Origin of the sequence: Marinobacter sp. (genome assembly GCF_041687235.1) — a bacterium.
GTDB lineage: Bacteria > Pseudomonadota > Gammaproteobacteria > Pseudomonadales > Oleiphilaceae > Marinobacter.
On record NZ_JAWLCH010000008.1, the window covers coordinates 136,698 to 160,288 of the forward strand.

The following is a 23,591-nucleotide window of genomic DNA, read 5'->3' on the forward strand; positions in this document are numbered from 1 at the left end:
GTCCAATACCGGCCTGGAGCCGGAGTGAAAAGGGGGCTGCCTTCGGGCGGCCCCTTTCACGTTCAGGCCGCCTGATTCCGGGCGGTCTCGCTGACCGACTGGTTGATATCCTCGAACAGCTTTCGGTCGGTCTGCCCGATTGGCAAGTCGTAGGTGATGGTGGCGCCGAACGCCTGCGGATCGTGGGGATCGTTGCGTACCTTGTCGAATACCAGCAGTCGGGTGCCCAGGTAAAACCCTTCCTTCAGATCGTGGGTCACCATGAAAATGGTGGTGCCGGTCTCCTGCCAGAGCTTCAGTAACAGATCATGCATATCGCCCCGAATGCCTGGATCCAGGGCGCCGAAGGGCTCGTCCAGAAGGAGCACCCGTGGCCTCATGATCAGCGATTGGGCGATGGCGAGGCGCTGTTGCATGCCGCCGGAGAGTTCGTGGGGCCACTTGTTGGCCGACGGACCCAGCCCTACCGATTCCAGCATGGCATCCACCTTCTCAAGCGCTTCCCGACGGGCGCTGCCGAACAGCTTACCCAGCCAGGGTTTCTGTTCCAGTTCCAGACCCATCAGCACGTTCTGGCGCACGGTCAGGTGCGGGAACACCGAGTAGCGCTGGAAAACAATGCCCCGGTTGCGGTCCGGCTCCCCCGGGAAGGCTTCACCTTCCAGCAACAGCTCGCCGCGGGTCTGGGTTTCCTGGCCTAGCAGCATCTTCAGGAAGGTGGATTTGCCGCAACCGGAAGCGCCCACCAGGGTGCAGAACTCTCCCTGTTTCACGTTCAGGTTCAGGTTTTCCAGGACGACCTGATCCCCATACTCTTTCCAGAGATTGTTGACGGTAATAAAACTCATCAGTGGCCTCCTGCGTTGTACCAGGGGAACAGCCTGCGATTGGCAAAACGCAGACACTGGTCGATCACGATGGCGAGGATGGTGATCCAGATGACATACGGCAGGATCACATCCATGGCCAGGTAGCGCCGCACCAGGAAAATCCGGTAGCCGAGACCCTCGGTAGATGCAATCGCCTCTGCTGCGATCAGGAACAGCCAGGCCGGCCCCAGGCTCAGGCGCACGGCGTCGATCAGCCGCGGCAACACCTGGGGCAAGGCCATGCGGGTGATCACCTGCCAGGAGTTCGCGCCCAGGGTCTGGATCTTGATCAGTTGTTCGCCCGGCAGCTCCCGGACCCGTTGCGCGACATCCCGCATCATGATGGGGGCGGTGCCGATGACTATCAGCATGACTTTGGAAAGCTCGCCCAGCCCGAACACGATGAACAGGATAGGCAGGATGGCAAGGGGCGGTACCATGGAGAGTGCGGACACCAGTGGGGCAAGGTTGGCTCTCACCAGGGGCAACACGCCATTTAGAATGCCTACCACCAAAGCCAGCAAAGCGGCAATGCCAACGCCCAGACCAAGTCTTTCCAGGCTGGCGGTGGTGTCCTGCCACATCAGATAGTCGCCACTGCGGCGATCTTCCTGAAAGGCCATCCGGTCGACGGCGGCGCTCATCTGTTCCAGGCCGGGAAGGAGTTTGTCGTTGGGGTTTTCCGCCAGGCGTTCCTGAGAGGCCAGGCTGTAGACAAGCATGATCAACAGAAAGGGCAGCAGGCCCAGCAGGGTGGCTGAAACCCGCCCGGGATGGCGGTTGATCATTCTCATAGATCGTCTCCTCTGGTCACACAACACGGCAAGGTCATCGCGGGTAGCAGCATCCCTTGCGATTCAGTCTCCCGGGCTTTTGTCCCGCCGTGTAACCTCCCAGAGGTCGGTAACTCTCGGACCAGCCGTCCGGGATGATTGTGTGCCCGGACCGGAACCCTAGTTACCCATTGCGTCCGTTGTGTTCGCCGCTCTGTCTTCGGTGTTGTGAACAGTGCCGTAAACGGATCAGGGTTTTGAAAAACTGCTGTATCGACCTGTGCAGATGGCGTGCCAGATCCGGCAAACGGGAGAAAACGGGTCATCCCGGCGTAGGTGAAGTTAAAGATGTGCACCGGATTGGTGCGGTAGAGGTTGGGGTGCTCGATCATGATGCCTCTCCGGTTAGCAGGCAACTGGCCGCCGCCAGAATCCGCGCGTGGCTGGTCCTCTCCCGGCCGGCGCCACCGGCAATATGGCCCCAGTCTGAGCGCAGGGTGTCGACGATGGCGCCTGGCATCCGGCGTCCGTCTTCTGTTGCGTCTTCCTGCGTGAAGTAGAGATCGGTCCTGCTGGGCATCATCCGTGTCGGCATGGTGATAGCGGCGAGCGCGGATTCGTAATCCTTGCCGAACACCGGATTATCGCTGATATCACCCTGCTGCCAGGTTTGCAGGACCGTTAGCAGATTGTTGGCGTCCTGGGCCAGGTGGTCCTGTTCCCAGAACCTGAGAAGGGACTCTACGGAATCAAAGCCCAGGTCCCTCCATAACCCCTGTCGGAAAAACGCCTGGGAATAGGCCCAGCCGGCGTACACGCGGCCAAAGGCCTGGAGTCCGCGCTCAGGTGGCTTCCGGTAGCGGCCACCCTCGAAGTTTTGATCGCAGGTCAGAGCAGCTTTTACACCTTCCAGAAACACCTGGTTGTGGGGATAGCACCGTGCGGTGCAGCAGGTGGCCAGCACCGAACGCACCTGTTCGGGGAACAGGCAGGCCCACTGAAGCGCCTGCATGCCGCCCATGGACCAGCCCATCACGAGGGCAATGCTCGCACCTCCAAACACCTCCTCCACCAATCGTTTCTGCAGTATCACGTTGTCGTAGAGACTGACCACCGGAAAATCCGGGCCTGCCTGGGTTCCGGATATGTTTGATGGGGACGACGATTCACCGGCGCCAAGCAGACAGGGAACAACAATGCAGTACTTGCCCGGATTCAGAGGGCTGTCAGGTCCAACCCAGGGATGATTGCCTGCGGCTGCACCGCCGTAGTACGTGGGCAACAGGATCAGGTTGTCTTTTGGTGCATTGAGTTGCCCGATCTGGTGATAGTGCAGGCGGGCGGCGTTCAGGGTTTTGCCCCCGGAAAGAGGGAGGTCTCCTGCTTCAAAATCTTCTCTAACCCAATGGTGTATCGACATTTTTATCCTCGCTTTCCTGCCCTGAGCTGAACTGACAAATCCTGTTTTTGGCATTTTACATGCACGCTGGCATGTAAGTTGAATGACAGAAAGCTAGAAAGAAACGTGCCAGAACATAAACCGACCACCCGTCTAGCCGGGTTGCAGAGAGGAAACACCATGACTGACCTGACCAATACCCAGGCTCTCAAGAAGAAGCTCGCGGATGCGGGCGTCAAATACGCCGTTGCCAGTTACGTAGATATCCATGGCATCACCAAGGGCAAGTTTGTGCCCGTAGCTCATCTGGGGCAGATGATGGAAGGCTCCGAGCTGTACACAGGGGCCGCCCTGGATGGCGTGCCCCAGGATATCTCCGACGATGAAGTCGCTTCCATGCCGGACCCGGGCGGGCTGGCCATTTGTCCCTGGAATCGTCAGCTGGCGTGGTTTCCGGGCAATCTGTTCCTGAACGGTGAACCGTTTGAGGCCTGTTCCAGAAACATCCTCCGCCGCCAGCTGAGTACTGCCGCTGATATGGGTTATCGCTTCAATCTTGGTATTGAGACCGAGTTTTTCCTGTTCCGTGACACCGAGGATGGGAGCTTTGCGCCTCTGAGTGACCGGGACACTCTGGGCAAGCCCTGTTATGACCCCCGCACCCTCATGGACAACCTGCCGATCATGGATGAGCTGGTGGACGCCATGAACGAGCTCGGCTGGGACGTGTACTCGTTTGATCACGAAGACGCCAACGGTCAGTTCGAGACGGATTTTAAATACGCCGACGCCCTGACCATGGCCGACCGTCTGGTGTTTTTCCGGATGATGGCCAACGAGATTGCCCGCAAACATGGTGCTTTCGCCAGCTTCATGCCCAAGCCCTTTGCCGACCGCACCGGCAGTGGCGCCCACTACAATATGTCGCTGGCGGACCTGAAGACCGGCGAAAACCTGTTCGAACCGAAGGGCGACGATTTGCACAACTGTGGCATCAGCAAGATCGCCTATCACTTCACAGCCGGTGTGCTGAAACACGGCGCTGCCATCAGTGCCGTGATTGCGCCCACGGTAAACAGTTACAAGCGGCTGGTGCGCCAGGGCAGCATGTCTGGTTCCACCTGGGCGCCGGTATTCATGTGCTACGGCTCCAACAACCGCACCAACATGATCCGGATCCCCGGCATGGGCGGCCGGATTGAATGCCGTGCTGCAGACATCGCCTGCAATCCCTATCTGGGCAGCGCCTTGATACTGGCCGCAGGCCTGGAAGGCATTCGGGAAGGACTGGACGCGGGCGCGCCTCACCACGAGAACATGTACAACTACAGCGATGCCGAAATCGCTGAGCAGGGCATTGAGTATCTGCCCCGGAACCTGGGCGAAGCGGTAGAGGCGTTCGAGGCAGATCCACTGGCCAGAGAGGTCTTTGGCGACGCCATGTTCAGCAGCTTCATCGAATACAAGAAAGCGGAGTGGGAAAGCTACCAGAACCACGTGTCGTCCTGGGAGGTGGACCGTTACCTGAAAATGTTCTGATAGCTCGTTGATGCAATGTCAGTTTCGGAAGCCGGGATCAATCCGGTCCAGCTTTCGAAGCAGGCCGGGCCAGGCAAGGTTGCCGCCCATACCCTTGGTGACCTTCTTCGCCTGTTCCCGGATGGAGCTGAGGATGCTGTCGGGTATTCGCACCAGGGGCTGTCCCCCGGACATGGCCTGAATCTGCACTTCGCAGGCGCGCTGCAGGATATACATATTCAGGAAGGCTTCGGCCACGCTGGGCCCTGTGGTAAGCAGACCATGGTTGCGCAGGATCATGAACCGGGCATGGCCCAGATCTGCCTGCAGGCGCGCCTTCTCGTCTTCGCGCAGCGCCACGCCTTCGTAATCGTGATAAGCGAGTCCCGACAGCGGAAACAGGCTTTGCTGGGATAACGGCAGAAGGCCCTCCTTCTGTGCCGAAACGGCCACACCTGCCGTGGTGTGGGTATGCATCACACAGGCGGCATCCTCACGAATCGAATGGATGGCACTGTGGATGGTGAACCCGGCCGGGTTGATGTCGAAATCCTCCGGATTGATCTTGTTGCCTTCCTGATCAATGCGTACCAGGCTGGAAGCCGTAATTTCCTCGAACATCATGCCGTAGGGGTTGATCAGGAAATGATGCTCGTCACCGGGAATCCGCACGGAGAGGTGGGTGAAGATAAGGTCGTCCCAGCCGTAGAGAGCAATCAGGCGGTAGGCAGCGGCAAGGTCAATGCGAAGCTGCCACTCATCCTCACTGACTTCACCCTTTTTGGATGGAATTGCCAATTGCTCGGACATAGTGCTGACCCCTCGGAATCGGTTGGTTTTATTGTTGATTGACGGTCAATGTAGCGCCCGCAAGAATCGGATGGAAGGGGGCGCAGCAAAGGCGCATCATATGGGTAGTCGGTTATGCGCACATGAAGGAGCCACGACATGCCTGACGATCGAGAAACCATTGCCTATACCTGCCGGCAAACCTCACTCGGCCTGTTGATGATGGCTGCCACCGATCAGGGCGTGTGTTTTGCCGAATTCGGGGATGACGAGACGGCACTGCGAGATCAGTTACAGAAGGAGTTCCCGAAGGCTCGACTGGCTCCGTCTCAGGCGAAGGCATCGCCGGAGCTGGATGCGTGGATGTTGGCTCTGGATGAACATTTGAGCCAGAACATGCCTAGACCGGATGTCCCTCTGGATATCCGTGGCACCGCTTTCCAGACTCGCGTCTGGAAACTCCTGTTAAGCGTCCGTGAAGGTGAGGTGGTAACTTACACGGAGTTGGCAAGGCGACTGGGTGAACCCAAAGCCGTTCGAGCTGTTGCCTCCGCCTGCGGGCGAAACCGCATCGCCGTGCTGATTCCCTGCCACCGTGTCTTGCGAAGCGACGGCTCCCTCGGCGGTTACCGCTGGGGCCTGGACCGAAAGCAGAAACTGCTTGAAAAAGAGCGTTCAGCCTCGACCCAGTAACACCCAGAACTGCCGCTGGAAAAACGCCGTTTCCTGTTTCAACGAAAACAGCTTCGGCGCAAACAGCCAGGTCTGGGTAATGCCCATCAGATAGGTGTAACTCAGCAGCCCCAGATCCTCGGGATCTTCCTGCGTAGAAATCAAACCCCGCTCAGCGGCCTCGCCCACCAGATCCCGAAACATTGCAATAATCGACGTTGTCAGCGCCCGTTCCCGCTTCAGCGTCCGGCTCATGGCATCGGTCAGCTCGGTTTTGTTCAACAGAATCTCGAATGACTGACGATACTTCCGATCATTGGCCAGCAGGCCCAGCCAGCGCTCTATGAAATGATCCATGGCCTCAATGGGCGTTTCCCGCATGCCGGAACATTCCGCGACCAGGGCTTCCAGCGGTTCCTGGGAGTAGCCAAGAACGGCCTCGTAAAGATCATCCTTGTTCTCGAAATGCCAGTAGATCGGCCCACGGCTGCAGCCGGCTTCTTTGGCAATCCGGCTGAGAGTCGTCAGGGAATAACCGTCCCGACTAAACAATCTTAAGGCCGCTTCAAGAACGGTCTGGCGTGTTTTCTCAGCTTCTTCCTTGGTACGGCGCATAAAGAGTTTTTTCTCGACGACTTACTGTGCAGTTGAAAGGTTGGTGTGGGAACGCCTTGCCAAAACTGTGCGGAGCCAGGGATGGCGGAGCCCAAGCGTCACAGGGATGTGCCGCAAGGAGCGTGTTTTGGCAAGGCGTTCCCACACCAACATACTCCCAGGCCAACAAAAAGGGCACGAGTATCGTGCCCTTCGGTAACTAATCAGGCAAGCAAAGAGACCGTCAGATCTCCCCGTCTGCCGACATCTGCATATAGCTGTCGTTAAACCGAAGCTTCACGTTCCCTGAGTCGCCCATGATCGAACCATCCGGAAACTCGATGCCAACGAAGTCCGGGCTCATGGCGCCCTGGCCAAGCAGACCCTTGTCAAAGGAGAACTGGCGAACGCTGTCCATGGCCTCACGGGCTTCATCGCTGCGGATAAACTCCACGGAGTTTTCCGGCTTCCAGAACATCTTCATACCCGCCAACTGAGCCTCATAACCGGCCCGGTCGGTGCCGGACAGCTCACCCAGGAAAGCACGGGCTTCCTGGCCTTCTTTACTGTCGGAGGCGAGAATACTCATGGTCTCGTACCAGGCACCTACAAGCGCCTTGCCCAGTTTCGGGTTATCTTCCAGAGTCTCGGAATTCACCAGGGTCAGGTCCTTGATGTGGCCTGGAATCTGGCTGGAATCGAACAGCGGCGTCGCCCCGGGGTAGTTGGCCACTTCTGTAAGCAAGGGGTTCCAGGTAGCCACGTGGCGAACATCGTCAGTCTGGAAGGCAGAAACAAGGTCCGCGTCAGAGATGTTCACCACACTGATATCCCGCTCTTCCAGGCCAACGGTGTCCAGCGCGCGCACCAGCAGGTAATGGGATACCGACAGCTCTACCAGGTGAACCGTCTCACCCTCCAGCTCTTCGATGGAGGTTGCATCCTTGGACACCAGGCCGTCATTGGCGTTTGAGTAGTCGCCGACGATCAGTGCGGTGGTATCCAGGCCCGAGGCGGCCGGAATCGACAGGCCGTCCATGCTGGTAGCCACTACGCCATCAAACTGGCCGGCGGTGTACTGGTTGATGGACTCGATGTAGTCGTTGACCTGCACGATATCCACTTCGATATCGTACTTGTCTGCCCACTTTTTCATGATTCCGTAGTCTTCCGCATACTGCCAGGGCACCCAACCGGCGTAGATGGTCCAGGCGATGCTGAAGGAATCTTTTTCCTCGGCGAGGGCGCCCATGGACAGGGAGGCGGTCAGCAGGCCGGCCGCCAGACGTTTGTTCAGGTCAGATGTTTTCATGGTGTCTCTCCTCGGGCCATGCCCGTGTTGGTAAGTCTGGTTTTTTTGATGTCAGTCTTGCTTTGGGATTGTTGGCATTCATTGGCTGATCTCTTCCACGATCACCACCGGTGTGCCCGGCGAGACCGCCTGGCCCGCTTCCCGTCGCACATCCACCACGCGACCGGCAACCGGGCTCAGTAATTCAATCTCCATTTTCATGGATTCGACGACCGCCACCGGGCGCTGGGCCTCGATGGTGTCGCCTGGCTTCACCAGGCATTCCCAGAGGTTGCCGGCCACATGGCTTTCCACCGCGTGCTGGCCCGCCGGCAGGTTGGCGATGTCGTCCTCGCCGGTGTCCTCGATGGGCGCTTCGGAACTGAAGTTGATCTGGCCGGAATCAATCCAGCGCTGAAGTTCCTCATCGAAGGCCCGTTTGCGCTTGTCGGTGAAGGTCGTTATTTCGTCGTTGTTGTCGGCCAGGAACTGTTCGTAGTCCTTCAGGTTGAAGCGGGTTTCCTCAACGCGGATCGGGTAATCGCCGTTGGGGAAGTCCCGGCGGATCTGTTGCAGCTCTTCGGCGCTCACCTCGTAGAAACGCACCTGGTCGAAGAACCGCAGCAGCCAGGGCTTGCCGGGCTCGAAAACGTCGGTGGTGCGATAGCGGTTCCACATCTGCAGGGTGCGGCCGACAAACTGGTAGCCACCGGGCCCTTCCATGCCGTAGATGCACAGGTAGGCGCCGCCGATACCAACGGAGTTCTCCGCGGTCCAGGTGCGGGCCGGGTTGTATTTGGTGGTCACCAGTCGATGACGAGGGTCCAGGGGTGTGGCCACCGGAGCACCTAAATACACGTCACCCAGGCCCATCACCAGGTAGGTCGCCTCGAAGAGTGTCTTTTTCACGTCGTCGATGCTGTCCAGCCCGTTGATGCGGCGGATGAATTCCAGGTTGCTCGGGCACCAGGGGGCGTCCTTGCGCACCGACTGCATGTATTTGGCGATGGCGGTCTGGCAGGCTTCGTCGTTCCAGGACAGGGGCAGGTGCACGATGCGCGCCGGTACGTCCCATTCCGGTTGCTTTTCCAGTTGCTTCTCGGCGCTGATCAGCAGGTCCAGCAGGGTGCGCTGGTTCAGTTTCTGGCTGTCGTAATGAACCTGCAGGGAGCGGATGCCCGGTGTGAGTTCCAGAATGGCGTCGTGGTTCTTGTCCCGCAGCCACAGCATCAGCGCGTGGGCGCGGAAGCGCAGGCGGATATCCAGTTCCATGGGGCCGTATTCCACCAGCACGTAGTTGTCGCCGGCGGCCCTGTACACCACGCCGGTTTCATGCTCGCTGACGCTCAGCGAGTCCAGAATCGGGGTTGTCGGTTTGATGGGTTTGATGTGGGCGGTAGCGGCGGTCAGTGTTGCCACGGACTCGTCCTGTGCTTCCCTCAGGGCCACGGCCTGGTCCTGGCTTACCGGTACAAACTTCACCTTGTCACCGGCTTTCAGCTGGCCCAGTTTCCAGAGGTCAGCGCTGATGACGGTCACCGGGCAGACAAAACCGCCCAGGCTGGGGCCATCGGGGCCTAGAATGACCGGCATATCGCCCGTGAAATCCACGGTGCCAACTGCGTAGGCGTTGTCGTGAATGTTGGATGGATGCATGCCGGCCTCGCCGCCATCACTGCGCGCCCATTCCGGTTTCGGGCCAATCAGGCGTACGCCAGTGCGGCTGGAGTTGTAGTGGATCTCCCAGTCGCTGGCGAAGAAGGTGTCTATATCTTCTTCAGTGAAGTAATCCGGGGCGCCGTGGGGGCCATAGGTGACGTGCAGGTTCCAGGTTTTGCCGATGGTCGGTTTCAGTTCGCCAGGAAGGGTTGTCAGGCCGGTTGGTTCGGCATCCGCCAACGCCAGCACATCGCCGGCCCGCAAGGCGCGGCCGCAGTGGCCGCCAAATTGCCCGAGCGTAAAGGTGCTGCAGGATGTCAGGTACTCGGGGCAGTCCAGCCCACCGCGGAACAACACATAGGCCCTGGCGCCGTCCGCCGTGGTGGCGCCCAGCTTCAGGGTAGCGCCGGCGGGCACGTTGATCACCTGCCAGAACGCCACGGGCTCATCATCCAGCGTGGCGTCCAGGTGGGCGCCAGTCAGCGCAATCTGCGTGGCGCGGTTGAAAGTGAGCACCGGCCCCTTCAGGGTGATTTCCAGGCCCGGAGCGCCCTCGGGATTGCCCAGCAGTCGATTGCCAAGCCGGAACGAATAGCTGTCGAACGGGCCGGAGGGTGGTACACCGATTTCCCAGTAGCCGATCCGTCCGGGGTAATCCTGGACAGTCGTCATTGTGCCGCCACTGAGTACGTCCACGGTGGCTGGCTGGTAGTCGAATTCATTAAGAGTGCGAGTGAACAGGCGGCCTTCCACGAAACGCGGGTCATCCAACACCTGGCGCACGTACTTGAGGTTGGTCTCGATGCCGTAGAGCAGGCTGTCTTCAAGGGCCTGCATCAGCCGCTGCCGGGCCGTCTCCCGATCGGGCTCATGCACAATGATCTTTGCGAGCATGGGGTCGTACAGGGGCGACACTTCCGTGCCCGGCTGTATCCAGGTATCGATGCGAAGGCCGTCTTCGTCCGGCCAGGCCACGTTGGTCAGCAGGCCGGCCCCGGGCTGGAAGTCCTTGTTGGGATCTTCGGCATAAATTCGTGCCTGTATGGCGTGACCGCAGGCGGAAAGCTTGCTCCTCAGTCCGTCCAGATCGGGCAGGGTGCCGGCACCTAGTTCCACCATCCAGCGCACCAGGTCGACGCCGTAAACCTGCTCCGTCACACCGTGCTCCACCTGTAAGCGGGTGTTCACCTCCAGAAAGTAGAACTCGGTGGTATCCGGGTCGTAGATGAACTCCACCGTTCCGGCACTGCGGTAAGCAATGCTTTCCCCCAGCTGGCGGGCGGTGGTGTGCATGCGGGATCGGACGTCGTCGCTGAGGCCCGGCGCGGGCGCTTCCTCGATGACCTTCTGGTTGCGGCGTTGGGCGGAGCAGTCCCGTTCCCCGAGGGCCGCGACCTGGCCCTTGCCGTCACCAAACAGTTGCACTTCAATATGGCGCGCGTGTTCCACGAATTTTTCCAGGAACACGCCGTTGTTGCTGAAGTTGTTCTGGCTCAGGCGCTGGACCGACTCAAAGCTCTTGCTCAGATCGTCCGGCCCATAGCAGCGGGACATGCCAATGCCGCCACCGCCGGCGGTGCTTTTCAGCATCACCGGGTAGCCGATGGTTTCGGCCGCCTCCAGGGCTTCATCCAGGTCTCTCAGTAACACCGTGCCGGGCAACAATGGCACACCCGCTTCCTGGGCAAGGGCCCGGGCGGTGTGCTTGAGGCCAAACTGCTCCATCTGTTCCGGCGTCGGGCCGAGAAATACCACGCCCTCGGCATCGCAACGCCGGGCAAAACCGGCGTTTTCGCTGAGAAATCCGTAACCGGGGTGGATGGCGCCGGCACCGCTCTTGCGAATCACCTCAAACAGCTTGTCCTGATCCAGGTAGGTGGCTGGGGCTGAGCCCTCACCCAGGGAGTAAGCTTCGTCGGCCTGCCGCACATGCAACGAGTCAGCGTCTGCTTCGGCGTAGACCGCCACGGACGTGATGCCCATCTCGCGCAGGGTACGGATGATCCGGCAGGCGATGGCCCCGCGATTGGCAATCAGGACTTTGTCGGGGTTATTGAGGGTGCCGCTCAGCTCCATACCAGCACCTCGATCGGTGTTGGGTTCCAGCCGTTGCAGGGGTTGTTCAGCTGCGGACAGTTGGAGATCATCACCAGCACATCCATGGCAGCCGTCAGCTCCACATACTTTCCGGCATCGGAAATACCGTCTTCGAAGGTCAGGCCGCCATCAGCGGTGACCGGCACGTTCATGAAGAAGTTGATGTTGTGGGTGATGTCCCGCTTGGTCATGCCCAGCTCTTCATGCTCTGTCACCGCCACCAGCCAGCTGTCACGGCAGGCGTGCATGCACTTTTTCTCAAGGGCATAACGGGTGGTGTTGCTCTCCGCTGCACAGGCGCCACCGAGGGTGTCGTGACGGCCACAAGTATCGGCGGTGATTTCCAGCATCACGTTGTTTTCCGAGGACATCAGCTTCGAGCCGGCCGTCAGGTACACGTTGCCCTGCTCACGGATGGTATCCACGGCGCTGTAACGCTCGGTGGGGTTATGGGCGTTGTAGAACAGGGTGTCGGCGGCCTGGTTGCCTTCAAGATCCAGAATCCGGAAGGTCTCGCCGGCTTTTACCACTTTAAGAAAGTACTCACCTGCCGGGACGGTTTCACGGAAGGCGGCGTTATCGGGCTTCAATTCGCTTTGCTTGATCATGTCCGGCCTCCGTTACTGGAACAGGTGGTAAAGGGCAGTGTTGGCGAAGGCCCGGGTGGCCTCAGGCAACGACGTCTTGCAGGGATCGGCATCGGTCACCGGGGCCGCCTTGAACAACTGGTAGCGCAGGGGATGACTCGGATAATGGCTGGCCGGGTTCATCGGATGCGGGCAGGTGTGCAGCACCACGATGGTGTCCATTTCGAAACGCAGGTCTACCGTTGCACCAGCGTGTGAGTGATCGCTGACAAACGCCATGTTGCCGTCGTCATCGGTCTTCACCTTGCTGAACCAGTTCAGGTTGGCGGTCAGGTCTTTCTTGCCCAGGCCGTATTTGGCCAGCTCGTTGAGGAAGCTGGTAAAGCCGTTGCGGTGATAGTGGTTGTGGGCTTGCTGATAGGTTTTTTTGCCCCAGCGCTTTTCCACCAGATCGGCATTGCAGGTGCCGGCGACGGTGTCGTGCCAGCCCAGGTCGTCACGGATGATGGAGGCAAATACCCGGCCCATATCGGAAAGCAGCACATGGCCTTTGGTAAGCAGGAAGGTGTGCTGGTTTTTCAGGGTATCCGGCATGTTGTAACGCTCGAGCGGGTTCTCGGGGTTGTACATCAACATGCCAACGTTGGCACCGCCGGTTTCGTCGATCAGGCGCAGCACGTGGCCACGGCGCATGATAAAGGACCAGTGGGATCCGCCGGGAATCAGATCGTCGTAGAGGGGGGCTGCGGTTTGCAACATGGCCTTTTCCTCCTGGTTAGGCATTTAAAAAGCGAGAGGCGTCAGTAGCTGAACGATCCTCCCGGGCTTTTGTCCCGCCGTGTAACCTTGGAAAAGGTCGTCAACTCTCGGACCAGTCGTCTGCATTGATGGGTGGCAGACCGGAACCCTAGTTGACCATTGGTCAGATTGTGGCGCTTTGATTGTGGTTTCAGTAACCGACGTCTCGCTGCGTGTTGGATCCTTTGCAGAGTCCATGCCAATCGCTAAGTTGCTGTTTTTATTGTGATGAGGTTTGGGGTGCCGGGCAGGTTTGCATCTTGCCTGGGCGAGCGCACTGTTTTCGTGCATCCATCAGGGCCTTTCCTGTGCATTTATTTTCGGCGGGTGATTTTGAAGCCGGGCCACTGATGGCATGGCCTTCGAGCCATCTACTACCAAGGGAGGAGTTTTTCGCCTCCATCGCATCATTCAAACCTCGGGGATTGGGGTCTACATTGAATGGGTAAACGCGAAAGGCCGCGTTGCCCTGCGACAAACACAACAAGAGGTCGAGATCATGATCTACGCACAACCAGGAAAGGATGGCTCCGTCGTTTCTTTCAAATCCCGTTACGAGAACTACATCGGTGGCGAGTGGGTTGCCCCGGTAAAAGGCCAGTATTTCGAGAACATCACACCGGTGACTGGCAATGTGATCTGTGAAATTCCGCGTTCCAGTGCCGAAGATATTGATCTGGCCCTGGACGCAGCACATAAGGCGGCGCCAGCGTGGGGCAGGACCTCACCCACCGAGCGCTCCAACATTCTGCTGAAAATCGCTGATCGGATTGAAGCCAACCTCGAGAAGCTCGCGGTTGCCGAAACCTGGGACAACGGCAAGGCCGTGCGCGAAACCCTGAACGCCGACATTCCCCTCGCTGCTGATCACTTCCGCTATTTCGCGGGTTGCCTGCGTGCCCAGGAAGGCCACATGGGCGAGATCGACCACAATACCGTGGCGTACCATTTCCATGAGCCCCTGGGTGTCGTTGGTCAGATCATTCCGTGGAACTTCCCGATTCTGATGGCGGCCTGGAAACTGGGTCCCTGTCTGGCTGCGGGTAACTGCACTGTGCTGAAGCCTGCCGAGCAGACGCCTGCCAGCATCCTGGTTCTGATGGAAATCATTGGCGACCTGTTGCCGCCGGGCGTACTGAACATCGTGAACGGCTACGGCATCGAGGCCGGCCAGGCCCTGGCCACCAGCAAGCGCATTGCCAAAATCGCCTTCACCGGCTCTACCCCGGTTGGCTCCCACATCCTCAAGTGCGCGGCTGAAAACATCATCCCGTCGACGGTTGAGTTGGGTGGTAAGTCCCCGAACATCTACTTCTCCGACGTTATGAAGGCCGAGCCGGAATTCATCGACAAGTGCGTGGAAGGTCTGGTGCTGGCGTTCTTCAATCAGGGCGAAGTCTGCACCTGTCCGTCACGGGCACTGGTCCAGGAAGACATGTTCGAAGAGTTCATGCAGAAGGTGGTTCAGCGGACCAAGGCGATCAAGCGTGGCAACCCGCTGGATACCGACGTTCAGGTGGGTGCCCAGGCGTCCAAGGAACAGTTCGACAAGATCATGTCCTACCTTGCCATCGGTAAGGAAGAGGGCGCTGTGGTGCTGACCGGCGGTGACCGCGAGCATCTGGATGAAGAGTTCAATAACGGCTTCTACATCCAGCCCACCCTGTTCAAGGGCGACAACAAGATGCGTGTGTTCCAGGAGGAAATCTTCGGCCCGGTTGTGGGTGTTACCACCTTCAAGACCGAGGAAGAAGCCCTGGCCATCGCCAACGACACCGAGTTTGGTCTGGGTGCCGGTGTATGGACCCGTGACACCAATCTCGCCTACCGGATGGGCCGCAACATCCAGGCCGGTCGGGTGTGGATGAACTGCTACCACGCCTACCCGGCTCATGCTGCCTTCGGTGGTTACAAGAAGTCTGGCGTCGGCCGTGAGACCCACAAGATGGCGCTCGAGCACTACCAGCAGACCAAGTGCATGCTGACCAGCTACGACACCAACCCGCTGGGTTTCTTCTGAATCTGTGAGCGGTAAGCGGGCCTCCCACACGGGCCCGCCTGTGAGTCAGCACAGCGGATGTGCACCTTCATCCCCCGGTGTCTGGCCGGGGGCGACTCTCTGATGAGAGTTCGGGTTTTTCTGTCACTCTCTTTGGCCCTTCCCAGGGCCTTTTTTCGTTTCAGGCCAGAGCCGGTTTCTGCCGCCACCCGTGTGCGACCTAGGGAGGCACCAAAACAGTTCCAAAGTACCATATTGGCCCCTTGCCCCGGCCGATAGGATGGGAACTGGGTTATCGGCAATGTCGTTGATTCACCCGCAATGCGCTAACAATCATGACAATAGAGGTGAGCATTATGTGGACCAAACCAGCCTACGAAGATCTCCGCATCGGTTTCGAAGTCACCATGTACTTCGCCAACCGCTGAGTGCTGAAGCGGCCAGCCTCGAGCTGGCCGTTTTGCTTGTGGAGTGACCCACCATGTTGATTCACGTTCTGGGCTCCGCTGCAGGCGGTGGCTTTCCCCAGTGGAACTGTAACTGCGCCAACTGCGACGGCTTCCGTAAGGGCACCCTGAACGCCCGGGCCCGTACCCAGTCTTCCATTGCCATCAGTGAAGACGGCGAGCACTGGATTCTGTTCAACGCCTCCCCTGACATTCGCGCCCAGCTGGCTTCGTTTGAAGCGATGCAGCCGGCCCGGGCTCTGCGGGATACCGGTATCGATGCCATCGTGCTGATGGACAGCCAGGTGGACCACACCACCGGTTTGTTGTCCCTGCGCGAGGGGCTGCCAATGGACGTCTGGTGTACCGAGCAGGTGCATGAGGATCTCAGCGGAGGCTTTCCGCTGTTCACCATGCTCCAGCACTGGAACAGTGGGCTGAACTGGCGCCCGATTGAGGCATCCGAGCAGACGCCCTTTACCATTCCCTGCGCACCGTCCATTGAGCTGACCGCGATCCCCCTGCTGAGCAACGCGCCTCCCTATTCACCGCGCCGGGACAACCCGCACCCGGGCGATAACATTGGCCTGTTCCTGAAGGACACCCGCACCGGTCAGACCGTGCTGTACGCTCCGGGCCTGGGCGCACCAGATCAGCGTATTCTGGACTGGATGGCAAAAGCAGATGTATTGCTGGTGGATGGCACTGTCTGGCACGACGACGAGATGATCCGCCAGGAAGTGGGCACCAAGACCGGACAGGCTATGGGCCATCTGGCCCAGAGCGGCCCGGGCGGCATGATCGAGGTGCTCGATGCCATGCCGGCCCAGCGCAAGATTCTTATCCACATCAACAACACCAATCCGATCCTGAACGAGGACTCGCCGGAGCGGGCGGAACTGACCCGCCACGGCATCGAGGTGTCCTGGGACGGAATGCACATCGACCTGTCGGGGCAGCCATGAACGCCAAAGCCAACACCGCCATGAACCGGACGGATTTCGAGCAGGCCCTGCGGGCCAAGGGCCAGTATTACCACATCCACCACCCGTACCATAAAGCCATGTACGGCGGGCAGTGCACGCCCGAACAGATCCGCGGCTGGGTGGCCAACCGGTACTACTACCAGATCAGGATTCCCCAGAAAGACTCCGCGATCATGGCCAACTGCCCGGATGCGAGTGTGCGCCGGCTCTGGCTGCAGCGGATTCTGGATCACGATGGCCACGACGGCGATGTCGGCGGTATCGAAGCCTGGCTGTCCCTGGCCGAGGCGGTGGGACTAAGCCGGGACGAGGTGATTGACCAGCGCCACGTGTTGCCGGGGGTCCGCTTTGCGGTGGACGCCTACCTGAACTTTGCCCGCCGGGCGACCTGGCAGGAGGCGGCCTGCTCCTCGCTGACCGAACTGTTTGCCCCGGAAATCCACCAGTCCCGCCTGGACAGCTGGCCCGCCCACTATCCCTGGATTGAAGAGGGTGGCTACAGCTACTTCCGCAAGCGCCTGTCGGAAGCCCGCCGGGACGTGGAACACGGTCTGACCATTACCCTGGACCACTTCACCACCGAGGCCCAGCAGGCCAGGGCCCTGGAGATCCTGCAGTTCAAGCTGGATATCCTCTGGACCATGCTGGATGCCATGACCATGGCCTACGGCCACCGTACTCCGCCATACCACACCGTGACCGACGAACAGGTCTGGCACCGGGGGCTGTAATGGAGGTGGGTATGCATGAGGTACCGCGTTTTCGCCGGGGGTTCCGGTTCCAGTGGGAGCCGGCCCAGGAAAGTTATGTGCTGCTTTATCCGGAAGGGATGGTGAAGCTCAATGGCAGTGCCGGTGCCATTCTCAATGAAGTGGACGGCCAGCGCAGTGTGGCGGATATCGTCACCAGCCTGGAACAGCAGTTTCCGAACGCCGGAGCACTGGGGAAGGACGTGAGTGAGTTTCTGCAGGATGCCCGGCAGCAACACTGGATCGAACTGTCATGAGCTGTACCAACCCCCACAATGCCGGGCCGCCCCTGTGGCTGCTGGCAGAGTTGACCTACCGCTGCCCGCTACAGTGCCCCTACTGCTCCAACCCGCTGGATTTTGCCCAGACCCAACAGGAGCTGACCACCGAGGAGTGGGTGAGCGTGCTCCGGCAGGGCCGGAAAATGGGCGCGGCCCAACTGGGCTTCTCCGGGGGCGAGCCCCTGGTGCGACAGGACCTGGCAGAGCTGATTGCCGAAGCCCGGCACCTCGGGTACTACACCAACCTCATCACCTCCGGCCTGGGGCTGACGGAAGCCAAAGTGGACGCTTTTGCCGAGGCCGGGCTGGATCATATCCAGGTCAGCTTCCAGGCGTCCGACCCGGAGTTGAACAACGCGGTGGCCGGTTCCCGAAAAGCCTTTGACCAGAAGCTGGCCATGGCCCGGGCGGTCAAGGAAGCCGGCTACCCGATGGTGCTTAACTTCGTGATCCACCGTCACAACATCCACCAGATGAACGACATCATGTCCCTGTGCGAGCGCCTGGGCGCGGACTATGTCGAGCTGGCCACCTGCCAGTATTACGGCTGGGCCTTTGAAAATCGGGAAGGGTTGATGCCCTCAAAGGCGCAACTGGTCAAGGCAGAACAGGAAGTGAACCAGTACCGGGAACGGCTGCAGCAAGCCGGCTCGGCCATGAAGCTGATCTTTGTCACGCCCGATTACTACGAAGAGCGCCCGAAAGCCTGCATGAACGGCTGGGGCAACCTGTTCCTGACGGTCGCGCCGGACGGCACCGCATTGCCGTGCCACAGCGCCCGTTTGCTACCCATCGACTTCCCCAATGTCCGAGACATGGATCTTCAAAGCATCTGGTATGACAGCCCGGGGTTCAATCATTACCGGGGCGACAGCTGGATGCCGGAGCCTTGCCGTTCCTGCGATGAGAAGGAGAAAGACTTCGGTGGCTGCCGCTGTCAGGCCTATCTTTTGACCGGTAATGCCGATAACGCAGATCCAGTATGCAGCAAATCGTCGTATCATGATCGAATCCTGGCAGCGAGGAGAGCTGCCGATCACGCCACGGCCGGCCTGACTGGACTGGTTTATCGAAATGCGGACAACTCCCGGCTATTCTTCAGGAGCTGATGGCTCTTCAGGCTCTGATGGCTCCCTCACCGTTTCTGCTCTGTCAGAGTTTGCCTCCGACAAGACAGCGCTGAGTGCCTATGAAGCGTGCGCGGCGCATATCCAGCGTGGCGAACTGGTCGTGTCTTCAGCGGGTGTGTTCTGGCTGCAAACCGATCCTGCTCAGGGCTGCAATACGCTCTGGCATCTCTCTGATCGCGGGCCGGCCCGCCTTGGTCCTCAGCCTCTGGGGATCCAAAGCCGGGTGAACGGTTATGGTGGCGGTGCTCTGGCGGCCACGGATAATGGCGTCTTTGTGGTTGGCGAGGACCAGCAGATACGGTTTATAAGCCTCGCCGACGGTGAATGCACCCGGTTAACCGATGATCCGGACGCAGCTTTTGGCGGGCTGGTTGCGGATAAAACGCGCCAACGTGTGCTGGCGGTCCGGGAGGCCGATGGTCATCAGCAACTGGTGGCAGTGTCCCTGCAGGGCGGACAGACGCTGCTTCACTCTGGCCAGGACTTTTACAGCGCGCCGGCAATCTCGGCCGATGGCCATCGTCTGGCCTGGGCTAGCTGGCAACTGCCGGATATGCCCTGGGTGCGCACCCGGCTCTGGACGGCGTACCTGAGCAGTACCGGGTTTCCGGATCAGTGCCGGGACTGGCCGACTCCCTCTGAAGCGTCGGTCCAACAGCCGGTATTCGATGGCAACGAACTCTGGGTGTTGTCTGACCATGATGGCTGGTGGCAGCCCTGGCGCGTCCATACCCTGGGCGACGGTGGCTGGTACCCGGGCGGGTCACCGGCGCGGGATCATGCCAATGCCCCCTGGCAGCTGGGCGAATCCCATCATTGCCCGACAGGCGCCGGTGGCTGGGCCCGTGTGCGTTACTGCAACGGCACCGGCGAACTCTGGCTGACGTCCGGCAAGACCGGGAACGAAACCCGGGTTGCCCGGGACTATGGCGATTTCCGGTGCCTCCAGGCAGTCGGCGGCAGTCTGTACTGCATTGGCCGATCAGCAACCCGCCTCGACGCCATTCTCAGGATTGATCTGCAGACCGGACAGGCCGATACCATTGCCGGTGGCGAGGAGGCCATGCCAGGCGTTCGTGCAGCACTCCCACTGGATATCGAGGTACCGGCACTGGATCCCGGTGCAGCCGCCATCCATGGATTTTTCTACACACCCAGGCTCGCCTCGGCAGAATTGCCGCCGCTGATTCTGATCGCCCATGGCGGGCCCACCTCCGCAGCCTATCCGGTGTTCAATCCTCAGATTCAATACTGGTGCCAGCGTGGTTTTGCCGTTGCCGAAATCAATTACCGTGGCAGCAGTGGCTTTGGCCGTGCTTTCCGACTGGCGCTGAAAGGCCGATGGGGCGAGGTGGATGTGGAGGACATGGAGCGGGCCGCGGATCATCTGGGTTCCTTTGGTCTGGCCGATGGTCGCCGGGTATTCATCCAGGGGCGCAGTTCCGGTGGGTACACGGCGCTCATGGCGATGATCCGTAGCGGGCGTTTTGCCGCCGGTGCCAGCATGTTCGGGGTCACCGACCCGCTGCGATTGCGGGCCATGACCCATCGCTTCGAATCCGGGTACCTGGACTGGCTGCTGGGCGCCCCCGAGGACTTCCCCGAACGTTGGCGGGAGCGAACCCCGTTGTATCATGCCGATCGTATTACCTCGCCCATGATCTTCTTCCAGGGCGGGCAGGACCGCGTGGTGGTGCCCGAACAGACCCGGGCCATGATTGATGCCATGAAAGCGGCAGGTCGGGCTCCGGAATTGCACTGGTTCGAACAGGAGGGGCACGGTTTTCGTCATCAGGCCAATCAGGCCGGCATGCTCGAATGGATGTTCAGTTTCTACAGAAAGCATAGCCAAAAGGCCAATGAACGGGCGGAGAACTTGAGTTAAACTCTCGGCTATTCCTATAACAACAAGCGGTCGAGCGCAGTCTGATGAGTCACGATATCTCTACCCTTAGAAAGTTTGTGTCACCGGAAATCGTGTTTGGTGCCGGTTCCCGGAAGTCTGTGGCCAATTTCGCCAGTAATTTCGGTGCCCGGCATGTGTTCCTGGTGTCGGATCCGGGTGTGGCTGCTGCAGGCTGGGTCAACGAGATTGCGACACTGCTGACGGATGCAGGTATTCGCTCCACCGTGTACACCGGTGTTTCACCCAATCCCAAGGTGGATGAGGTGATGACCGGTGCCGAGCTCTACAAATCGAGTGAGTGTGATGTCATTGTGGCCATCGGTGGCGGAAGCCCCATGGACTGCGCCAAGGGCATCGGTATTGTGGCCACCCACGGGCGCAATATTCTGGAATTCGAGGGCGTGGACACCATCACCAATCCGTCCCCGCCCCTGATACTGATCCCGACCACCGCGGGTACGTCGGCGGATGTTTCCCAGTTTGCGATCATTTCCGACCCCAGTCGCCGGTTCAAGTTCTCGATCATCAGCAAGGCAGTGGTGCCGGACGTGTCCCTGATTGATCCGGAAGTCACTGAAACCATGGATGCCTACCTCACCGCCTGCACCGGCGTCGATGCCCTGGTACACGCCATTGAGGCCTATGTGTCCACCGGTAGCGGCCCCCTGACGGACACCCATGCCCTGGAGGCTATCCGGCTGATCAACCGGAATCTGGAACCTCTGGTAGACAACACGGCAGACCCCTACCTTCGGGAACAGATCATGCTGGCCTCCATGCAGGCGGGGCTGGCGTTCTCCAATGCCATTCTGGGCGCGGTGCATGCCATGTCCCACAGCCTGGGCGGGTTTCTGGACCTGCCGCACGGCTTGTGTAATGCATTACTGCTGGAACACGTGGTGGCCTACAACTTCCAGTCTGCCGAAGACCGTTTCCGCCGGGTCGCTGAAGCCATGGATATTGATACCCGTGGCATGGGCAAACCGGAAATCAAGAAGCGTCTGATGAAGCGAATTGTGGAGCTCAAGCGTCGGGTCGGGCTGGAAGCACGGCTGGCCCAGTTGGGGGTCAGCGTATCCGATATTCCCTACCTGTCGGGATTTGCGCTGCAGGATCCGTGCATTCTCACGAACCCCCGGAAGTCGTCATTGCGGGATGTCCAGGTTGTCTATGAAGAAGCGCTCTGAACTACAGGACGACCAGCGCGACAGTGGCTATGGAATTGGCGATCTTCTCGGGTTGGGCAGCCAGTCTGTGCGCAAGAATTATTACCCGGCCCTGCAGGAACGTATTGATGAGCTCGAGCAGGAGCGCAACCGCTATAAGTGGCTGTTCGAGAATGCCCTGCACGGTATCTTTCAGGCCAACCTCCGGGGCGGCTTTCTGGCCTGCAATCCGGCGATGGCAAGAATCTGTGGTTACGTCAGTCCCGAAGAACTCACTGAAAAGGTCATCCGGCTCCGGGAACAGCTGTTTTGCAGTGCCAGCGAATTCGATGCCATACGTCAGGAACTCCTCGACGAAGGCAGCCTCAGCGCCCGGGAGACCCGTTTCCAGAGGGCGGACCGAACCCCGGTTCACGTTGCCATTACCCTGTTGCGGCGGCCCGACCTGGGGCCGGAAGTGGTGGAAGCCTTCGTGGCCGACATTACCGAGCGGGTCCTCGCCAGGCAGAAACTGGAGCAACTGAATACCACGCTGGAGCGGCGTGTAGAGGAGCGCACCGAAGCCCTGCAAAATGCCAATGTTGGCCTGCGCTACCAGATTGAGGAGCGCGAGAAGGTTGAGCGGGAGCTGGTGGTGGCCATGGAGACGGCCAAAGAAGCAAACCGCAGCAAGGACAAGTATCTTGCGGCGGCCAGCCATGACCTGCTCCAGCCCCTGAACGCCGCCCGACTGATGATTTCCGCGCTTCAGGACAGCACCCTGCCGGAACAGGAAACCCGCATGGTGCATCAGGTACACCGGGCCCTTGAGGGCGCCGAGGACCTGCTGGCGGATCTGCTGGATATTTCCAAACTTGACCAGCAGGCGATGAAGCCGGACCTGGTGTATACCGATGTGGCCGCCCTGGCCCGATCCCTGGGTGAGGAGTTTGAGGCCGTTGCCGCCAATGCCGGGCTGGGCTTCCGGGTCCGGGTGGTCCCGGCGATGGTCCGGACCGATCAGCGCATGCTGACACGAATTCTCCGAAATCTGCTCAGCAATGCCTTCCGCTACACCCGCGAGGGCGGTGTGGTAATGGCCCTGAGGCCGAGAGGCGACAGGCTCCGGATCGAAGTCTGGGACACCGGTGTCGGCATTGAGGAAGACAAACTCCGGGACATTTTTACCGAATTCCACCAACTGCTGCCGCAGGGTACCGGTGGCCGGCAGGGCGTGGGCCTGGGACTGGCCATTGTCGAGCGGATGGTCCGGGTTTTGGGGTACGACATCAACGTGGCCTCACGGCCTGGTCGTGGCTCCCGTTTCGTCCTGACCCTGCCACTGGAGCCTGAGCAGGCGCGTCCGGAACTGCATCGCGCCGACGCCCTACAGTCCTTTGCTGATGGCTTCGACGGGGTGCCGGTACTGGTCATTGACAACGAACCGGCGGTGCTGGAGAGCATGCAATTACTGCTCGAGCGATGGGGGTGTGAGGTGCTAACCGCCGCCAGCAAATCCGAAGCGGTGGCCGTGTTGGAACAGACTGGTCGGAGCCCGGCTATCATCCTGGCGGACTACCACCTGAATAACGAACGGACTGGCTATGACGCCGTGCACGGCGTGCGCCGCTACCTCGGCAAGGATGTTCCCGCTGCCATCATTACTGCCGACCGCAGTGATGATACCCGCAAACTACTGCGCGCCCAGTATCTGCCGATCCTGAACAAACCGGTCAAGCCCAACCGGCTCAGAGCCCTGATGACCAGTCTGCTGGCGTCGGCGTCCAACTGAGGTTGCCCGGCAACCCTGTAAGACCTTCTTACATACACTTCCAGACCCTTCGCGGAATACTCCCTCAACCGGTTCCGATACCGGCATGTGTCAAACATCTGAGGGAGTAAC

The 23,591-nt window shown here is 59.8% G+C and carries 20 protein-coding genes and 2 riboswitches; of the genes, 11 read left to right on the forward strand and 9 right to left on the reverse strand.

Going from position 1 to position 23,591, the window contains the following annotated elements; translation table 11 throughout:
- Window positions 1–62 precede the first annotated feature (62 nt).
- From ACESMK_RS13005 to ACESMK_RS13015, 3 genes are all read right to left on the reverse strand, one after another.
- The gene (locus ACESMK_RS13005) at window positions 63–848 is read right to left on the reverse strand and encodes an ABC transporter ATP-binding protein (RefSeq protein WP_372999325.1); all 786 of its coding nucleotides are present in this window, start codon (window positions 846–848) and stop codon (window positions 63–65) included.
- On the reverse strand, window positions 848–1,663 hold the full coding sequence (locus tag ACESMK_RS13010; RefSeq protein ID WP_372999328.1) for an ABC transporter permease: 816 nt from the start codon (window positions 1,661–1,663) through the stop codon (window positions 848–850). The genes ACESMK_RS13005 and ACESMK_RS13010 overlap by 1 nt, the downstream gene beginning before the upstream one ends.
- Before the next feature lie 66 nt (window positions 1,664–1,729).
- A riboswitch (guanidine-I (ykkC/yxkD leader) is annotated at window positions 1,730–1,837 on the reverse strand.
- Window positions 1,838–2,030: 193 nt separating this feature from the next.
- Window positions 2,031–3,062, reverse strand: coding sequence for an alpha/beta fold hydrolase (locus ACESMK_RS13015; protein WP_372999331.1), 1,032 nt, complete (start codon window positions 3,060–3,062; stop codon window positions 2,031–2,033).
- Window positions 3,063–3,221: 159 nt separating this feature from the next.
- Here ACESMK_RS13015 and glnT point away from each other — a divergent pair, with 159 nt between their 5' ends.
- Window positions 3,222–4,580: a type III glutamate--ammonia ligase gene (gene glnT, locus ACESMK_RS13020; RefSeq protein ID WP_372999334.1), complete on the forward strand. Its 1,359-nt coding sequence runs from the start codon at window positions 3,222–3,224 to the stop codon at window positions 4,578–4,580.
- An 18-nt stretch (window positions 4,581–4,598) separates the two neighbouring features.
- Here glnT and ACESMK_RS13025 read toward each other — a convergent pair whose 3' ends face one another.
- Entirely contained in the window at window positions 4,599–5,369 is a 771-nt protein-coding gene (locus tag ACESMK_RS13025) for a class II aldolase/adducin family protein (protein ID WP_372999337.1), read from the reverse strand.
- Window positions 5,370–5,507: 138 nt separating this feature from the next.
- On the opposite strand from ACESMK_RS13025, the gene ACESMK_RS13030 reads away from it, so the two are divergent.
- Window positions 5,508–6,041, forward strand: coding sequence for a methylated-DNA--[protein]-cysteine S-methyltransferase (locus ACESMK_RS13030; protein ID WP_372999340.1), 534 nt, complete (start codon window positions 5,508–5,510; stop codon window positions 6,039–6,041).
- Here ACESMK_RS13030 and ACESMK_RS13035 read toward each other — a convergent pair.
- From ACESMK_RS13035 to ACESMK_RS13055, 5 genes are all read right to left on the reverse strand, one after another.
- Window positions 6,024–6,635, reverse strand: coding sequence for a TetR family transcriptional regulator (locus ACESMK_RS13035; protein ID WP_372999342.1), 612 nt, complete (start codon window positions 6,633–6,635; stop codon window positions 6,024–6,026). The genes ACESMK_RS13030 and ACESMK_RS13035 overlap by 18 nt on opposite strands.
- 223 nt (window positions 6,636–6,858) lie before the next feature.
- Window positions 6,859–7,926, reverse strand: coding sequence for a putative urea ABC transporter substrate-binding protein (locus ACESMK_RS13040; RefSeq protein WP_372999345.1), 1,068 nt, complete (start codon window positions 7,924–7,926; stop codon window positions 6,859–6,861).
- Between the two features lie 78 nt (window positions 7,927–8,004).
- Window positions 8,005–11,640: an urea carboxylase gene (gene uca, locus ACESMK_RS13045; RefSeq protein WP_372999348.1), complete on the reverse strand. Its 3,636-nt coding sequence runs from the start codon at window positions 11,638–11,640 to the stop codon at window positions 8,005–8,007.
- A complete protein-coding gene (locus ACESMK_RS13050; protein ID WP_372999351.1) occupies window positions 11,631–12,269 on the reverse strand; it encodes an urea amidolyase associated protein UAAP2 in 639 nt (212 codons plus the stop codon). The genes uca and ACESMK_RS13050 overlap by 10 nt, the downstream gene beginning before the upstream one ends.
- A gap of 12 nt (window positions 12,270–12,281) precedes the next feature.
- The gene (locus ACESMK_RS13055; RefSeq protein WP_372999354.1) at window positions 12,282–13,007 is read right to left on the reverse strand and encodes an urea amidolyase associated protein UAAP1; all 726 of its coding nucleotides are present in this window, start codon (window positions 13,005–13,007) and stop codon (window positions 12,282–12,284) included.
- A 56-nt stretch (window positions 13,008–13,063) separates the two neighbouring features.
- A riboswitch (guanidine-I (ykkC/yxkD leader) is annotated at window positions 13,064–13,170 on the reverse strand.
- Window positions 13,171–13,545: 375 nt separating this feature from the next.
- On the opposite strand from ACESMK_RS13055, the gene ACESMK_RS13060 reads away from it, so the two are divergent.
- From ACESMK_RS13060 to ACESMK_RS13100, 9 genes are all read left to right on the forward strand, one after another.
- A complete protein-coding gene (locus tag ACESMK_RS13060; RefSeq protein ID WP_372999357.1) occupies window positions 13,546–15,066 on the forward strand; it encodes an aldehyde dehydrogenase family protein in 1,521 nt (506 codons plus the stop codon).
- 335 nt (window positions 15,067–15,401) lie between these two features.
- Window positions 15,402–15,473 (forward strand): pyrroloquinoline quinone precursor peptide PqqA, encoded by a 72-nt coding sequence (pqqA, locus tag ACESMK_RS13065; RefSeq protein ID WP_007153157.1) that lies wholly within the window; start codon window positions 15,402–15,404, stop codon window positions 15,471–15,473.
- Window positions 15,474–15,526: 53 nt separating this feature from the next.
- Window positions 15,527–16,456, forward strand: a complete 930-nt coding sequence (gene pqqB, locus ACESMK_RS13070) for a pyrroloquinoline quinone biosynthesis protein PqqB (RefSeq protein ID WP_372999359.1) — start codon at window positions 15,527–15,529, stop codon at window positions 16,454–16,456.
- Window positions 16,453–17,208: a pyrroloquinoline-quinone synthase PqqC gene (gene pqqC / locus ACESMK_RS13075; protein ID WP_372999362.1), complete on the forward strand. Its 756-nt coding sequence runs from the start codon at window positions 16,453–16,455 to the stop codon at window positions 17,206–17,208. The genes pqqB and pqqC overlap by 4 nt, the downstream gene beginning before the upstream one ends.
- Window positions 17,208–17,483, forward strand: a complete 276-nt coding sequence (gene pqqD / locus ACESMK_RS13080; protein ID WP_372999365.1) for a pyrroloquinoline quinone biosynthesis peptide chaperone PqqD — start codon at window positions 17,208–17,210, stop codon at window positions 17,481–17,483. The genes pqqC and pqqD overlap by 1 nt, the downstream gene beginning before the upstream one ends.
- A complete protein-coding gene (gene pqqE, locus ACESMK_RS13085; protein WP_372999368.1) occupies window positions 17,480–18,616 on the forward strand; it encodes a pyrroloquinoline quinone biosynthesis protein PqqE in 1,137 nt (378 codons plus the stop codon). The genes pqqD and pqqE overlap by 4 nt, the downstream gene beginning before the upstream one ends.
- A complete protein-coding gene (locus ACESMK_RS13090) occupies window positions 18,582–20,522 on the forward strand; it encodes a prolyl oligopeptidase family serine peptidase (RefSeq protein ID WP_372999371.1) in 1,941 nt (646 codons plus the stop codon). Before pqqE ends, ACESMK_RS13090 begins: the two co-directional genes overlap by 35 nt.
- Before the next feature lie 44 nt (window positions 20,523–20,566).
- The gene (ercA, locus tag ACESMK_RS13095; RefSeq protein WP_372999374.1) at window positions 20,567–21,730 is read left to right on the forward strand and encodes an alcohol dehydrogenase-like regulatory protein ErcA; all 1,164 of its coding nucleotides are present in this window, start codon (window positions 20,567–20,569) and stop codon (window positions 21,728–21,730) included.
- Window positions 21,714–23,480: a NahK/ErcS family hybrid sensor histidine kinase/response regulator gene (locus ACESMK_RS13100; protein WP_372999377.1), complete on the forward strand. Its 1,767-nt coding sequence runs from the start codon at window positions 21,714–21,716 to the stop codon at window positions 23,478–23,480. The genes ercA and ACESMK_RS13100 overlap by 17 nt, the downstream gene beginning before the upstream one ends.
- Window positions 23,481–23,591: the final 111 nt, after the last annotated feature.

Coding starts and splice junctions, on each gene's coding strand:
- ACESMK_RS13005 (WP_372999325.1), bottom strand. CDS start 848: ATGAGTTTTATTACCGTCAACAATCTCTGGAAAGAGTATGGGGATCAG.
- ACESMK_RS13010 (WP_372999328.1), bottom strand. CDS start 1,663: ATGAGAATGATCAACCGCCATCCCGGGCGGGTTTCAGCCACCCTGCTG.
- ACESMK_RS13015 (WP_372999331.1), bottom strand. CDS start 3,062: ATGTCGATACACCATTGGGTTAGAGAAGATTTTGAAGCAGGAGACCTC.
- glnT (WP_372999334.1), top strand. CDS start 3,222: ATGACTGACCTGACCAATACCCAGGCTCTCAAGAAGAAGCTCGCGGAT.
- ACESMK_RS13025 (WP_372999337.1), bottom strand. CDS start 5,369: ATGTCCGAGCAATTGGCAATTCCATCCAAAAAGGGTGAAGTCAGTGAG.
- ACESMK_RS13030 (WP_372999340.1), top strand. CDS start 5,508: ATGCCTGACGATCGAGAAACCATTGCCTATACCTGCCGGCAAACCTCA.
- ACESMK_RS13035 (WP_372999342.1), bottom strand. CDS start 6,635: ATGCGCCGTACCAAGGAAGAAGCTGAGAAAACACGCCAGACCGTTCTT.
- ACESMK_RS13040 (WP_372999345.1), bottom strand. CDS start 7,926: ATGAAAACATCTGACCTGAACAAACGTCTGGCGGCCGGCCTGCTGACC.
- uca (WP_372999348.1), bottom strand. CDS start 11,640: ATGGAGCTGAGCGGCACCCTCAATAACCCCGACAAAGTCCTGATTGCC.
- ACESMK_RS13050 (WP_372999351.1), bottom strand. CDS start 12,269: ATGATCAAGCAAAGCGAATTGAAGCCCGATAACGCCGCCTTCCGTGAA.
- ACESMK_RS13055 (WP_372999354.1), bottom strand. CDS start 13,007: ATGTTGCAAACCGCAGCCCCCCTCTACGACGATCTGATTCCCGGCGGA.
- ACESMK_RS13060 (WP_372999357.1), top strand. CDS start 13,546: ATGATCTACGCACAACCAGGAAAGGATGGCTCCGTCGTTTCTTTCAAA.
- pqqB (WP_372999359.1), top strand. CDS start 15,527: ATGTTGATTCACGTTCTGGGCTCCGCTGCAGGCGGTGGCTTTCCCCAG.
- pqqC (WP_372999362.1), top strand. CDS start 16,453: ATGAACGCCAAAGCCAACACCGCCATGAACCGGACGGATTTCGAGCAG.
- pqqD (WP_372999365.1), top strand. CDS start 17,208: ATGGAGGTGGGTATGCATGAGGTACCGCGTTTTCGCCGGGGGTTCCGG.
- pqqE (WP_372999368.1), top strand. CDS start 17,480: ATGAGCTGTACCAACCCCCACAATGCCGGGCCGCCCCTGTGGCTGCTG.
- ACESMK_RS13090 (WP_372999371.1), top strand. CDS start 18,582: ATGCGGACAACTCCCGGCTATTCTTCAGGAGCTGATGGCTCTTCAGGC.
- ercA (WP_372999374.1), top strand. CDS start 20,567: ATGAGTCACGATATCTCTACCCTTAGAAAGTTTGTGTCACCGGAAATC.
- ACESMK_RS13100 (WP_372999377.1), top strand. CDS start 21,714: ATGAAGAAGCGCTCTGAACTACAGGACGACCAGCGCGACAGTGGCTAT.